The sequence below is a fragment of the Citrobacter sp. wls710 genome, assembly GCF_005281115.1.
GTDB lineage: Bacteria > Pseudomonadota > Gammaproteobacteria > Enterobacterales > Enterobacteriaceae > Citrobacter > Citrobacter werkmanii.
Genome location: NZ_SZXD01000076.1, coordinates 133,467 through 146,324, shown reverse-complemented (window position 1 = coordinate 146,324; position 12,858 = coordinate 133,467). Strand labels below are relative to the sequence as shown.

13 protein-coding genes are annotated in these 12,858 nt (G+C 52.8%); 4 read left to right on the top strand and 9 right to left on the bottom strand.

The window, feature by feature from the left end; translation table 11 throughout:
* Both apaG and apaH read left to right on the top strand, forming a co-directional pair.
* Positions 1–359: Co2+/Mg2+ efflux facilitator ApaG/CorD (gene apaG, locus FDX14_RS25090; RefSeq protein WP_137350460.1), on the top strand; the 359-nt coding region annotated here is incomplete at its 5' end.
* Positions 360–369: 10 nt separating this feature from the next.
* Positions 370–1,218, top strand: coding sequence for a bis(5'-nucleosyl)-tetraphosphatase (symmetrical) ApaH (gene apaH / locus FDX14_RS25085; protein ID WP_042312394.1), 849 nt, complete (start codon positions 370–372; stop codon positions 1,216–1,218).
* A gap of 96 nt (positions 1,219–1,314) precedes the next feature.
* Here apaH and folA read toward each other — a convergent pair whose 3' ends face one another.
* The 9 genes from folA to FDX14_RS25040 form a co-directional block, all read right to left on the bottom strand.
* The gene (gene folA / locus FDX14_RS25080) at positions 1,315–1,794 is read right to left on the bottom strand and encodes a type 3 dihydrofolate reductase (RefSeq protein WP_003018873.1); all 480 of its coding nucleotides are present in this window, start codon (positions 1,792–1,794) and stop codon (positions 1,315–1,317) included.
* 198 nt (positions 1,795–1,992) lie between these two features.
* Entirely contained in the window at positions 1,993–3,855 is a 1,863-nt protein-coding gene (gene kefC / locus FDX14_RS25075; RefSeq protein ID WP_137350459.1) for a glutathione-regulated potassium-efflux system protein KefC, read from the bottom strand.
* The gene (gene kefF / locus FDX14_RS25070) at positions 3,848–4,378 is read right to left on the bottom strand and encodes a glutathione-regulated potassium-efflux system oxidoreductase KefF (RefSeq protein ID WP_038637110.1); all 531 of its coding nucleotides are present in this window, start codon (positions 4,376–4,378) and stop codon (positions 3,848–3,850) included. Before kefF ends, kefC begins: the two co-directional genes overlap by 8 nt.
* Before the next feature lie 103 nt (positions 4,379–4,481).
* Positions 4,482–4,715 carry a YgdI/YgdR family lipoprotein gene (locus tag FDX14_RS25065; protein ID WP_003018880.1) on the bottom strand — a complete coding sequence of 78 codons (234 nt, stop codon included), beginning with the start codon at positions 4,713–4,715 and terminating at the stop codon, positions 4,482–4,484.
* Between the two features lie 90 nt (positions 4,716–4,805).
* Positions 4,806–6,149, bottom strand: coding sequence for an MFS transporter (locus FDX14_RS25060; protein ID WP_137350458.1), 1,344 nt, complete (start codon positions 6,147–6,149; stop codon positions 4,806–4,808).
* A 107-nt stretch (positions 6,150–6,256) separates the two neighbouring features.
* Positions 6,257–6,544 (bottom strand): ferredoxin-like protein FixX, encoded by a 288-nt coding sequence (gene fixX, locus FDX14_RS25055; protein ID WP_000203736.1) that lies wholly within the window; start codon positions 6,542–6,544, stop codon positions 6,257–6,259.
* Entirely contained in the window at positions 6,541–7,827 is a 1,287-nt protein-coding gene (locus tag FDX14_RS25050; protein ID WP_042312403.1) for an FAD-dependent oxidoreductase, read from the bottom strand. The genes fixX and FDX14_RS25050 overlap by 4 nt, the downstream gene beginning before the upstream one ends.
* A 49-nt stretch (positions 7,828–7,876) precedes the next feature.
* Positions 7,877–8,818: an electron transfer flavoprotein subunit alpha/FixB family protein gene (locus FDX14_RS25045; RefSeq protein WP_061382909.1), complete on the bottom strand. Its 942-nt coding sequence runs from the start codon at positions 8,816–8,818 to the stop codon at positions 7,877–7,879.
* Positions 8,819–8,833: 15 nt separating this feature from the next.
* Entirely contained in the window at positions 8,834–9,604 is a 771-nt protein-coding gene (locus tag FDX14_RS25040; RefSeq protein WP_137350457.1) for an electron transfer flavoprotein FixA, read from the bottom strand.
* 480 nt (positions 9,605–10,084) lie between these two features.
* On the opposite strand from FDX14_RS25040, the gene caiT reads away from it, so the two are divergent.
* Both caiT and caiA read left to right on the top strand, forming a co-directional pair.
* Positions 10,085–11,602, top strand: coding sequence for an L-carnitine/gamma-butyrobetaine antiporter (gene caiT / locus FDX14_RS25035; RefSeq protein WP_042312410.1), 1,518 nt, complete (start codon positions 10,085–10,087; stop codon positions 11,600–11,602).
* Positions 11,603–11,636: 34 nt separating this feature from the next.
* The gene (gene caiA / locus FDX14_RS25030; RefSeq protein WP_003018898.1) at positions 11,637–12,779 is read left to right on the top strand and encodes a crotonobetainyl-CoA dehydrogenase; all 1,143 of its coding nucleotides are present in this window, start codon (positions 11,637–11,639) and stop codon (positions 12,777–12,779) included.
* The last annotated feature ends 79 nt before the right edge of the window (positions 12,780–12,858 follow it).

The window sequence follows — 12,858 nt, the reverse complement described above, 5'->3', positions numbered from 1 at the left end:
CAGGTGTCTGGAAATATAGGGGCAAATCCAAGGCGCAATCCTCACCTGATGATGAACGTTACGTTTTTGCTTATACCGTGACTATCCGCAATTTGGGGCGAGCGCCTGTGCAGCTGTTGGGGCGTTATTGGTTGATCACTAATGGTCATGGCCGCGAAACCGAAGTTCAGGGCGAAGGTGTGGTTGGCGTTCAGCCCCATATCGAACCTGGCGAAGAGTATCAGTACACCAGCGGAGCGGTAATTGAAACACCGCTGGGCACCATGCAGGGTCATTACGAAATGATCGATGAACAAGGCATTGCCTTTACCATCGACATTCCCGTGTTTCGGCTCGCCGTTCCAACACTCATTCACTAAAACAATAACTATGGCGACATACCTTATTGGCGACGTTCACGGTTGTTACGATGAACTGATCGCCTTGCTGCACCAGGTAGACTTTAACCCCGAACAAGACACCCTCTGGCTCACCGGCGATCTGGTCGCGCGTGGGCCAGGCTCTCTGGACGTTTTACGCTACGTGAAATCGCTGGGCGATAGCGTGCGGTTAGTCCTTGGCAATCACGATCTGCACCTGCTGGCCGTGTTTGCTGGTATCAGCCGTAACAAACCGAAAGACCGGCTCACACCGCTGCTCGAAGCAGCGGATGCGGATGAGTTACTTAATTGGTTACGCCGCCAGCCGCTCTTGCAGATTGATGAAGAGAAGAAGCTGGTGATGGCGCATGCCGGCATTACCCCACAATGGGATCTGCAGACAGCGAGGAATTGCGCCCGCGATGTTGAAGCCGTATTGTCGAGCGACTCGTATCCCTTCTTCCTCGACGCCATGTATGGCGACATGCCAAACAACTGGACGCCGGAACTCACGGGGCTGGCGCGCCTGCGTTTTATTACCAACGCATTTACCCGTATGCGCTACTGCTTCCCCAACGGTCAGTTGGATATGTACAGCAAAGAGTCGCCAGAAGATGCGCCAGCCCCGCTGAAGCCCTGGTTTGCCATTCCTGGGCCTGTCAGTGAAGCCTATAGCATTGCTTTCGGGCACTGGGCATCGCTGGAGGGGAAAGGCACGCCTGAAGGTATCTACGCGCTGGATACGGGATGTTGCTGGGGGGGAGACCTCACCTGTCTGCGCTGGGAAGACAAACAGTACTTTGTGCAGCCATCAAATCGCCATCTGAATCTGGATCCCGGCGAAGCGGTCAACGCCTGATAGGTTTATGCCTGATGGCGCTACGCTTATCAGGCCTACATCTGGCACAATAGTAGGCCGGATAAGGCATTTCGCCGCCATCCGGCATTTACAGTATTAACGACGTTCAAGAATCTCGAAGCAGTAGCTGTGGGAGTTTTGCGCGTCGGCATCATGAAATTCGCTAAACACTGATTCCCAGTCGTCCGGTTCGTAGTCCGGGAAATGCGTATCCCCTTCAACTTCCGCATCAATGTGTGTCAGATACAGTTTTTGCGCTTTCGGCAGGAACTGCTCATACACGCGTCCACCGCCAATCACCATAATTTCAGGTTCATCGCCGCAGGCCGCTATTGCTTCATCAACAGACTTCACCCACTGCACACGATCGTCGGTGCCTGGCTTGCTGCTGATGACAATATTTTTACGCCCTGGCAACGGTCGCCCGATGGATTCCCAGGTATGGCGTCCCATGACAACCGGCTTGTTTAAGGTATTACGTTTAAACCAGGCGAGATCGGCAGGTAGGTTCCATGGCATGGCGTTTTCCATACCGATGACGCGATCTACCGCTAACGCCGCAATCAGACTGATCATTGAATGTTTCCCGGATACAAAAAAATTGTCGCCACTATACGGAAAGCGCAATCTTTCGTCGACTGGCGGAAAGAGGATGAGCATGAAAATTTTCCGTTCTGCTGGCGAACCGACCTATTTAAGGTGGTACGCCAGCATTACAGTAGTTCAAAAACAGTCAATTAGCAGTAAAGTTTGCAGAACATCACATTTTTTACTCTATGCTGACGGTTTCACTTCCGGCTCATCGGCGACGTCGCCCGTATGTTTACCTTCATCCGTGCCTTGCCAGCCATGGCGTTGAATTAACGATAAGTGTTGGCGATCTTCCGCAATAATTTCACTCAGCATTGCGCTGGTGCGTTTATAAACCGCTGCACGGGAAATCGCGTCATTTTCCCCTTTCACCATCTCCTCAACCATAAGCATATTGAAACGACGGAATACGTCGGCCCGCTCACGCGCTTCATAGCGCCCCAGCCCAAGCCCTTCCAGCGCCAGACGCCCGGTCTTCAGCGCGCCTTCAAAGGTTTCACGTTCCGGCATTTCCACCCCCGCCTGGCGCAGGCGAATGTAATGATCCACATCGCGCGCGCGGGCAATAATTTGCAGATGAGGGAAATGCTCCTTCACCATTTCGGTTAATTGCAGGCTGGTTTGCGGATCGTCAATGGCGTTAATAATGACTTCAGCTTTAGCCGCCCCGGCAGACTCCAGCAGATCCATCCGGGTCGCATCGCCATAGAAAACCTTCATGCCAAATTTACGTAGCGTTTCGATATGGTCCGGGTCATGATCAAGAACCACCATTTTGACGCCGCTCGACAACAGCAAACGACCGGTAATCTGACCAAATCGCCCAAACCCGGCGATGATCACTCGCGGTTGTTCTTCGTCGATTTCATCCGCTTCCCGCTCTTCACCGGTCGCTGATTTTTCCAGTCGCGTCAAAATCACCAGTAAAATTGGCGTCGCCGCCATCGACAGCGCCACCGCCAGGGTCAACGATTTCGCCCAATCAGGATCAAGCACGTCTGCCATTTGCGCCGCGCCAAACACCACGAAGGCAAATTCACTGCCCTGCCCTAATAATAAGGCAAACCAGCGACGTTGCTTATTCGGCACCTGCAACGGTTTCGCTATCAGCCACAGCATGACGGTTTTGATAACCAGGAAACCAACCAGCAAGATGATAATGCGCAAAGGGTTATCAATCAGCGTGCCAAAATCGATAGACATCCCCACGCCGATGAAGAACAGACCCAACAACAGCCCTTTGAACGGTTCAATATCGCTTTCCAGCGCGTGGCGATACTCAGAGCTGGCCAGCAGCACACCGGCCAGGAACGCCCCCATCGCCATCGACAGTCCAACCTCTTCCAACAGCAGACCGAAGCCAAAAACGAGGAACAGCGCGACGGCGCTAAACACTTCCCGCAAGCCTGAACGGGCGACAAAACGTAAGGCCGGACGCGTCACATAGCGGCCTAACAACACCACCAGCACCAGTGCGCCCGCAACCTTTAGCGCAGAGAGCGCAAACGCCCCAAGCGTTGTCGATGCGCCGCTCGCCGCGAGTAATGGGATCATCGCCACCAGTGGAATAGCGGCGATATCCTGGAACAGCAGCACGGCAAATGTGCTACGTCCGAGTTGCGACACCATCAGGTTACGTTCATTCATCGCCTGCATAGCGATGGCCGTGGAGGAAAGCGCCAGCGTCATGCCGATAAGTTCCGCTACCTGCCAGCGCAGGCCGAGGAACATACAGAACAGACCGATCAGCCCACCGCAAACCACCATTTGTAATGCACCACCGCCAAACACCGAGGCTCGCAGCTTCCACAAACGTTGCGGATCCAGTTCCAGGCCGATGACAAACAGCATCAGCACCACGCCGATCTCGGCAAAATGGAGGATTGATTCGGCATCGGTCACCAGCCTCAAACCCCAGGGTCCGATAATACATCCGGCGATAAGATACCCCAGCACCGATCCCAGCCCCAGCCGTACGGCGATGGGGACAATCAGCGCCGCCGAACCGAGGTAAATCAGCGCCTGTATTAGCGTATGACTATCCATGATGCACCTCCTGCCACTCCAGCAGACGCTGTTTATAGTGGCGCGCCTGCGCCTGCAGCGTTTCATCATCACAAATAAACGTACAGTGCATCGCAAACGGCGGCAGCCATTTGAGGCCGCAATATAAAGCCGTTGCCTGTAAGGGCTGGGAAAGTACATCAAAGCCAGGATGGGATCCGATATCAAAGTGGTTTTCACCGCCGCCAGTCGTCACAGCCCACAGCAGATGTTTACCGTGCAGCGCTGTTCCGCCATGGCCATAGGCCCAGCCGTGAGAGAGGACTTTATCCATCCACAATTTGAGTAACGGAGGCGTGCTATACCACTGCATAGGATGCTGCCAGATAATTAAATCAGCGCGTGCCAACGCATCCTGTTCAGCGGCAATATCGATATTGAAATCGGGGTAGAGCTGGTAGAGCGAGCGGATCTCCACGCCCTCCAGCGTCCTTGCCTGATCAAGCATCCGCTTATTCGCATGCGAATGCTGCGGATAGGGATGCGCATAAATGATGAGAATCATGATTAGCCTGTGTCACTGCATTATTGTAATAACAGTGAGTTTAGTCAGTTAATCCACAGGCTAACAGTCAATATTATTGAGTAGATAAATGGAAAAATCTGAGTTAGTTGTCCAGCTCACTCATATCTTTAACCTGGTCGCGGTTAATCTGCTCCGTCTTACCTGTTTGCGCATTTTTATATGACACCAGGCCAGTATCATCATCCACTTGCGGTTTGCCGTCGGTAACGATGGTTTTGCCATCGGTGGTTTTCACCGCCTGGTTTGAGGAACAACCAGCGACGGTAAACAGTGCTGCTGCGGTAAAAATAGAGGTGATCAGGATATGTTTTTGCATGGTGTTCTCCCTGCTTTTCAGTCGTTTTCAGTGATATATACATTAACTGTAGGCTAACTGACTGAGTTACAGGGAAAATACAGAACACTCCTAATAGTCTGCCCTGGTCACGGGCTTACTGCGAATCGTCATCTGACTGGTTTGAGACAACGTCAGACCGCGTGTTTCTGGTGCAAAAGCAATGGACACGAGCAGGCCAATCAGCGAAATTCCTGCCCCCATCAGCATGACATTACTGATGCCGTATTTGCTAATGAACACCGGTAGCGCCCAGGTGGAAACAATGGTCCCGATGCGGCTTAACGACATAATCACCCCGACGGCAGACGCGCGAATATCGGTAGGAAACAGTTCGTTAGGATATAGCCACTGCAGATTCCCCGGACCACCAGAGAAAAATGCGTATACGGCAAAGGCCAGCACCACCAGCCACGCCCCCATATCAGGAATTAACCCCAGTACGGCCAGCGCCAGCGTCATCATAATAAAGCTGCCAATCAACAGCGGTCGCCGCCCCGCGCTGTTGAGCCAGAACATCGGCGGAATACACCCCAGCATAAAGCACAAGCTAATCACCACGTTGCCCAACGCGGCGCTTTTCCCGGCGCCCAGTCCCAGTAGTCCAACAATCTGCGGACCAAAGGTGTAAATGGCGAACATCGGGATCACCTGACAGGTCCAGATGGCGGCAACAAACAGCACAAATGGGAAATGGCGGCGGTTAAACAGCTGGAGAAAACGCGTCTCCTGCGGCGCTTCTTCGTCGAACACCACCGGTTCGCCGAACAGCTTGATCATCATCGCCTCGCACTCTTTCACCCGCCCCTTACGCAGCAGCCAGCGCGGCGATTCAGGCAGGTCGAAGCGTCCAATCAGGATCAAAATACAGGGGATCACCGCGCTACCTAGCATCCAGCGCCATCCGCCCTCAACATCATACAAACAGTAACCGACCAGATCGGCACAGGTTGCGCCGACATACCACATAGCCGCGATAAAACCGATAGAGAAGGCACGCTGGCGGGTATTGGAAAATTCGGTAATCATCGAGGTGGCGATCGGGTAATCGGCGCCAATCACAATGCCGATCAGCACGCGCATCACCAACAGTTCAACGGGCGAGGTAACGAACATCGTCGCCGCCGATATCACGCCAATGGCGATGATATCGATAATAAACATTTTGCGCCGCCCGACCTTATCGGAAATGTAGCCAAACAGCGATGTACCAATAAACAGGCCAGCCAGTGTACCGGCCCCCAGCAGACCAATCCAGTCAGCATCCAGTTTCAATGCTGGCGTGAGCTGTTCCAGCGCCACGCCAATCATTACCAGCACATAACCATCCAGAAACGGCCCACCGCTTCCCCATAGCATTATCCGGCGATGAATAGAGGTAAATTTGATATCATCAAAGTTCCTGGGCTGCTGCATGGTGATGTCCTGTTTTATTTAACTTAATGCCTGATGGCGCGTAGCTTTAAGGCCTACGTACTATGCCTGTAGGCCGGATAAGGCGAAGCCACCATCCGGCACCAGGTTTAGCCGTAGCGGAACTCCACACCAAACGTCCCGCGTGGGTATTCCCATTTTTCCAGCGCCGTATCAAGGCCGAGGATCCGGCACGTTCCGCACTCCAGGCACCCGGCGTAATCAAAACGAACGCTGCCGTCGTCCTGCTTTTTATACAGTCCCGCCGGACAGGCCTTAATCAGCACCTCCAGCGCCTGTTTATCAGGATCGGTTTTGAGAATGATGTGCGGGCTGTCTTCATCCACATTGAACTTATTGACGCCCAGTTTGACGTCCACATTGACGGGAGATGTCATAATACGGTCACTCCTTTCAGGCCATCTTTCATCAGGTTGATGAAGCCCACTTTCTTCGCATGGCGCAGGATTTTTTTACGCATTGGCACCGGAGCGGAGCCATCCACGGTGAACAGGTCGCGCGCGATACTGACCGCCATTTCGGGATAAGCGGTAAACATGCGGGGATTATCAAGAAAAGCTGGCAGTTTCTGATACATGCGCATATCGCGCATCGGACCTTCGTCCAGATGCTGACGGTATTCCCCCAACGACTGCTTGCTAAAATCGTCACGCTTCATCGCCGAAAGCACCGTCTTCGCCGCCGCTTCGCCTGCGGATATGGCGAGATCCATACCACGGATGGTAAAGCCGAGGTTCATACACATGCCGGCAGCGTCTCCGGCAATCAGTACGCCATCGCCCACCAGTTCAGGCTGCATATTCATTCCCGCCTCGGGTACAACGTGTGCGGCATATTCCACCAGCTTGCCACCGGCGATCAACGGCGCAACTGCCGGATGCTGTTTGAAATCTTCCAGCATTTGCGGGACCGATTTTTTCGCGTCTTTCAGATGATGAAGTCCACAGACCAGCCCCAGGGAAAGGGTTGTTTCATTCGTATACAGGAAGCCACCGCCCATCAGACCATCGGTTGGCGCCCCGGCAAACAGACAGGCGGCACCTTCGTTGCCCTGTAACTGGAAACGATCTTCAATTACCGACTTAGGCAATTCGATCAGTTCCTTCACGCCGACAGCTACATGCGATGCCTCAACACGCTTTGCCATGCCCAGCTTTTCAGCCAGCAGAGAATTCACCCCATCAGCGAGAATTACGACTTTGGCTTCCAGAATATCGCCATCGGCTTCCACGCCCACGACTTTGCCATCACGCTGAACGACATTATCCACGCGAATACCGGTGATCAGTTGCGCCCCCGCCTCTTCGGCCTGCTCCATCAGCCAGGCGTCAAATTTACTGCGCAAAACGGAATAAGAAACTTGCGACGATGCGGCGTCCTCGCCGTTGCAATAATCCATCGTCATCGCCCCTTTTTCGGTCATAAAGGCGAGTTTTTCGTGGGTGATCATGCGTTCAATGGGGGCCTGATCCGCAAAGCCGGGAATGATGCGTTCCAGGCTATGTGCATACAAACGCCCACCGGTGACATTCTTCGCGCCAGCAGAATTGCCACGCTCGATAACCAGCACCTGTGCACCTTCGCGAGCAAGCACCAGCGCCGCAACCGAACCGGCCAGACCTGCACCCACGATGATGGCATCAAAGATATCTTCGGACATACGTACTCCTGTCAGCGGCAGGATACCTTCGTATCCTGCCCGAAATGGTTTATCGCGCTAAGGCAGCCGTCAGCGCAGGCAGGATCTTCAGCGCATCGCCAACGATGCCAAAATCCGCATACTGGAAGATTGGCGCGTTTTTATCTTTGTTGATGGCGAAAATCGTCTGCGCGCCGTTGGCACCAACCATATGTTGGATCTGCCCGGAGATCCCCACCGCCAGATACAGTTCAGGCTTGAGCATCAGGTTGGAGATACCGACGTAGCGCTCGTGCTCCATCCACTTCTCGTTTTCCGCCACCGGGCGAGAGCAGGCCAGCTCGGCGCCAATCGTCTGGCACAGCGCTTCGGCCAGCGAGATATTCTCTTTGCTGCCGATGCCACGTCCCACGCTGACCACCAGACGCGCTTTGTCGAGGTCAACGCTGTTGCTCTGACGCGCCTGGGTTGCGGTGCGGGTCACGTTAATGGCCGGAGCCTGCCACTGCACGGTATGCATCTCGCCGCTGCGAGAAGTGTCCGGGTCTTGTGCGTCAAACGTTCCGCTGCTAAGCGTGATCACGGCAAACGGCGAAGCGATGGTTTCCGCTCCTATCGCCAGACCGCCGTAGACCATATGTTTAACCGCCGCTTTTCCATCCTGCAGGGCGACTTCGCTGGCGTCGTTGGAAACCGCAGCCGACAAGCGAAAGCCCAGTTTTGCTGCCAAAAGCTTGCCTCGACGCGTATTCGGCAGCAGCACCGCGCCGCCCTCGCTATGCTGACGAATAGTCTCAGCCATCGCATCAGCGTAGTCTTCGATCATGCGGTCTTCTGGTTTGCCGCTGAGCAGCCAGACATGATCCGCGCCCAAATGACATGCTGTCGCGCTGTCCGCTTCGTTCAGTACGAACGCGTTAACTTTTTCACCTACAGCCTGCGCGCCACTCATCAGTTCGGGCAGACGAGAAGGGGTATCGCTGAATACCCAGACACTGGAAAATTTGTTCATAACATCCCCTGATAATTAAATGATTTTGCGCAGATTCTCGACAAACGCGGCGATTTGTTCTTCCCCGTCACCTTCAATCACCACACGCTGACGCTCGCGCTGCTTCGGTGCGGCAACCTGTTGTGCGGAATACGCAGGTACGCTGTTCAGCCCGATATCCGCAGGCGACCAGACCTGAACCGGTTTTTTCGCCGCGCCAAGAATGGCTTTCATCGAAGGGATTTGTGGGGTGTTGATGTCGGTGGAAACCGCGATCACCGCCGGGAGCGGGATGCTCAGCGTTTCAACTTCATCTTCCAGTTCGCGTTCTACCGTCAATGTGCTGTCGGTAAGAGAGAGGACCTTACTCACGCCGTTAATCGCCGGAACGTTCAGCGCTTCGCCCACCAGCAGACCAACCTGCTGAGCATAAAGATCGGAAGAACCGTCACCGCAAATAAGCAGATCGAAACCTGATTTTTGCGCGGCGGCAGCCAGCGCGCTGGCGGTTTGTTGCGGCAGCGCCTGCTCAAATTGATCGTCAATCACAACAATCAGTTCATCAGGGCCACGAGAGAGGACATCTTTGCGCCCTTTTGCATTGGTCAGCGCTTTGCCGCCAACGCTCATGGCGACAACCTGAGCGTCTCCCAACTGCTGTTTTAACTGGCAAGCAGCTTCAATTGCATTCAGATCATATTGGCTGATTTTGCCATCCGCTTTGCTGAAATCGAGTGTTCCATCAGCATTATTAATCGCAATATCCTGTTCATCAGGTACGCATTTGTAGCAAGTAATTATCTTCATTGCATCTCCAGAAATCATGAAGGAAACGTATTTATATCGGCGGTGTTAAATACAGATATCACGCTCTTTAATTCGGAAATAAAACATTAATCACCAATATTGAAAATGTCACACATTGATATTCGTAACTTTCAATAGTGTTACGCACCTCACCAATATTGAAAGAAATATGCCAAATATGAAAATTTTCAATATTGTTTGCTGGCTCAACAATATTGAACGCCAGACACTTAAAAAAGTTAAAAAATCAGCATCAACTAAATGATTTACAAAACAAAAATAAGAATTTAAACACAAAATAACCAGCACAAAAAAGTGTGACGAAGATAACAGAATCACCCGAAATGAATACCCATTATGAGTTACTCATTGAGGCGTCCCAGAGGTTAAAAACTTATCAACAAATCATTAATAATAAATAAACAAACGTTCATGGACTGGCACGCTAAATAAATTTCGTTTTCACACTGGAATTCACTTATGAAAAATGAAAAGAGAAAATCGGGAATTGAACCGAAGGTTTTTTTCCCGCCATTAATAATTGTCGGGATACTTTGCTGGCTAACAGTAAGAGATCTTGATGCCGCTAACGTCGTTATTAATGCGGTATTCAGTTATGTCACCAATGTCTGGGGTTGGGCATTTGAATGGTATATGGTCGTCATGCTCTTCGGCTGGTTCTGGCTGGTTTTTGGCCCCTATGCTAAAAAGAGATTAGGCGACGAAAAACCGGAGTTTAGTACCGCCAGCTGGATTTTCATGATGTTCGCCTCCTGTACATCCGCTGCAGTTCTGTTCTGGGGCTCTATTGAGATCTACTACTATATCTCCACCCCGCCGTTCGGTCTGGAACCAAATTCCACAGGCGCGAAAGAGATAGGTCTGGCGTACAGCCTGTTCCACTGGGGGCCATTGCCGTGGGCAACCTATAGCTTCCTTTCCGTGGCCTTCGCCTACTTCTTCTTTGTACGCAAGATGGATGTCATCCGCCCCAGCTCCACGCTGGTACCGTTAGTGGGCGAAAAGCATGCAAAAGGGCTGTTCGGCACCATCGTCGATAACTTCTACCTGGTGGCGCTGATCTTCGCGATGGGCACCAGCCTCGGTCTGGCTACCCCGCTGGTCACCGAGTGTATGCAATGGCTGTTCGGTATTCCGCATACGCTGCAATTGGATGCCATCATCATTACCTGCTGGATCATATTGAACGCTATTTGCGTGGCCTGCGGCCTGCAAAAAGGGGTCAGAATCGCCAGCGATGTGCGTAGCTACCTGAGCTTCCTGATGCTCGGCTGGGTGTTTATCGTCAGCGGCGCCAGCTTCATCATGAACTACTTCACCGATTCTGTAGGGATGCTGCTGATGCATCTGCCACGGATGCTGTTCTATACCGATGCCATCGGTAAAGGCGGCTTCCCGCAGGGCTGGACCGTTTTCTACTGGGCGTGGTGGGTTATTTACGCCATCCAGATGAGTATCTTCCTGGCCCGTATTTCTCGGGGTCGTACCGTACGTGAACTGTGCTTCGGGATGGTACTGGGCCTGACCGCGTCTACCTGGATCCTGTGGACTGTTCTTGGCAGTAACACGCTGCTGCTGATGGATAAAAACATCCTCAACATTCCGCAGTTGATTGAACAACACGGCGTGGCGCGCGCCATTATCGAAACCTGGGCCGCCTTGCCGCTCAGCACCGCCACCATGTGGGGTTTCTTTATCCTCTGCTTTATCGCCACCGTAACGCTGATTAACGCCTGCTCTTACACCCTGGCGATGTCGACCTGTCGCGAAGTTCGCGATGGTGAAGAGCCGCCGCTGCTGGTACGCATCGGCTGGTCCATTCTGGTCGGCATCATCGGTATCGTTCTGCTGGCGCTGGGCGGGCTGAAGCCCATTCAGACCGCGATTATCGCCGGAGGATGCCCGCTGTTCTTCGTCAACATTATGGTGACGCTGTCCTTTATTAAAGACGCCAAAGTGCACTGGAAAGACAAGTAATTCTAATTAACCCAATTGATCAAGAGGCTGAAAGATGGATTTCAACTTAAATGACGAGCAGGAACTGTTTGTCGCCGGTATTCGTGAACTGATGGCCAGTGAGAACTGGGAAGCTTATTTTGCCGAGTGCGATCGTGACAGCGTCTACCCTGAGCGTTTTGTAAAAGCGCTGGCGGATATGGGCATTGATAGCCTGCTGATCCCGGAGGAACACGGCGGTCTGGAAGCGGGTTTTGTTACCGTCGCCGCCGTCTGGATGGAGCTGGGACGTCTTGGCGCACCAACTTACGTGTTGTACCAATTACCGGGAGGTTTTAACACTTTCCTGCGAGAAGGGACTCAGGAGCAAATTGATAAGATCATGGCGTTCCAGGGCACCGGTAAGCAGATGTGGAACTCTGCTATCACCGAACCGGGAGCGGGATCGGATGTTGGTAGTCTGAAAACCACTTATACACGCAAAAATGGTAAGGTTTATCTTAATGGCAGTAAGTGCTTTATCACCAGTAGCGCCTATACCCCGTACATCGTGGTCATGGCGAGAGACGGTGCATCGCCGGATAAACCTGTTTACACCGAGTGGTTTGTTGACATGAGCAAAGCGGGTATCAAGGTCAATAAACTGGAGAAACTTGGTCTGCGCATGGATAGCTGCTGTGAAATCACCTTTGATGACGTTGAACTGGACGAAAAAGACATGTTCGGTCGGGAAGGTAACGGCTTCAACCGCGTGAAAGAAGAGTTTGACCATGAACGCTTCCTCGTCGCGCTGACCAACTACGGCACCGCAATGTGCGCTTTTGAAGACGCTGCGCGTTACGCGAATCAGCGCGTGCAGTTTGGTGAAACTATTGGCCGTTTCCAGCTGATTCAGGAGAAGTTTGCGCATATGGCGATCAAACTGAACTCCATGAAAAACATGCTGCTGGAAGCGGCGTGGAAAGCGGATAACGGCACTATTACCTCCGGCGACGCGGCTATGTGCAAATACTTCTGCGCCAACGCCGCGTTTGAAGTGGTAGACACCGCCATGCAGGTACTGGGAGGTGTTGGTATCGCGGGCAACCACCGCATCACGCGTTTCTGGCGTGACCTGCGCGTTGACCGTGTTTCTGGTGGTTCTGACGAAATGCAGATCCTGACGTTGGGTCGTGCGGTACTCAAGCAATACCGCTAATTCAGCACGATTCGTAGGCCGGATAAGGCGTTTACGCCGCCATCCGGCAACATGCCCGGTGGCGCCGTAGTTGCCGGGC

Excerpts from the sequence above, each read along its gene's own strand:
- kefC (WP_137350459.1), bottom strand. The coding sequence starts at position 3,855 with ATGGATAGTCATACGCTAATACAGGCGCTGATTTACCTCGGTTCGGCG.
- FDX14_RS25060 (WP_137350458.1), bottom strand. The coding sequence starts at position 6,149 with ATGCAGCAGCCCAGGAACTTTGATGATATCAAATTTACCTCTATTCAT.
- FDX14_RS25065 (WP_003018880.1), bottom strand. The coding sequence starts at position 4,715 with ATGCAAAAACATATCCTGATCACCTCTATTTTTACCGCAGCAGCACTG.
- caiA (WP_003018898.1), top strand. The coding sequence starts at position 11,637 with ATGGATTTCAACTTAAATGACGAGCAGGAACTGTTTGTCGCCGGTATT.
- apaH (WP_042312394.1), top strand. The coding sequence starts at position 370 with ATGGCGACATACCTTATTGGCGACGTTCACGGTTGTTACGATGAACTG.
- fixX (WP_000203736.1), bottom strand. The coding sequence starts at position 6,544 with ATGACATCTCCCGTCAATGTGGACGTCAAACTGGGCGTCAATAAGTTC.
- caiT (WP_042312410.1), top strand. The coding sequence starts at position 10,085 with ATGAAAAATGAAAAGAGAAAATCGGGAATTGAACCGAAGGTTTTTTTC.
- FDX14_RS25050 (WP_042312403.1), bottom strand. The coding sequence starts at position 7,827 with ATGTCCGAAGATATCTTTGATGCCATCATCGTGGGTGCAGGTCTGGCC.
- kefF (WP_038637110.1), bottom strand. The coding sequence starts at position 4,378 with ATGATTCTCATCATTTATGCGCATCCCTATCCGCAGCATTCGCATGCG.
- FDX14_RS25045 (WP_061382909.1), bottom strand. The coding sequence starts at position 8,818 with ATGAACAAATTTTCCAGTGTCTGGGTATTCAGCGATACCCCTTCTCGT.
- folA (WP_003018873.1), bottom strand. The coding sequence starts at position 1,794 with ATGATCAGTCTGATTGCGGCGTTAGCGGTAGATCGCGTCATCGGTATG.
- FDX14_RS25040 (WP_137350457.1), bottom strand. The coding sequence starts at position 9,604 with ATGAAGATAATTACTTGCTACAAATGCGTACCTGATGAACAGGATATT.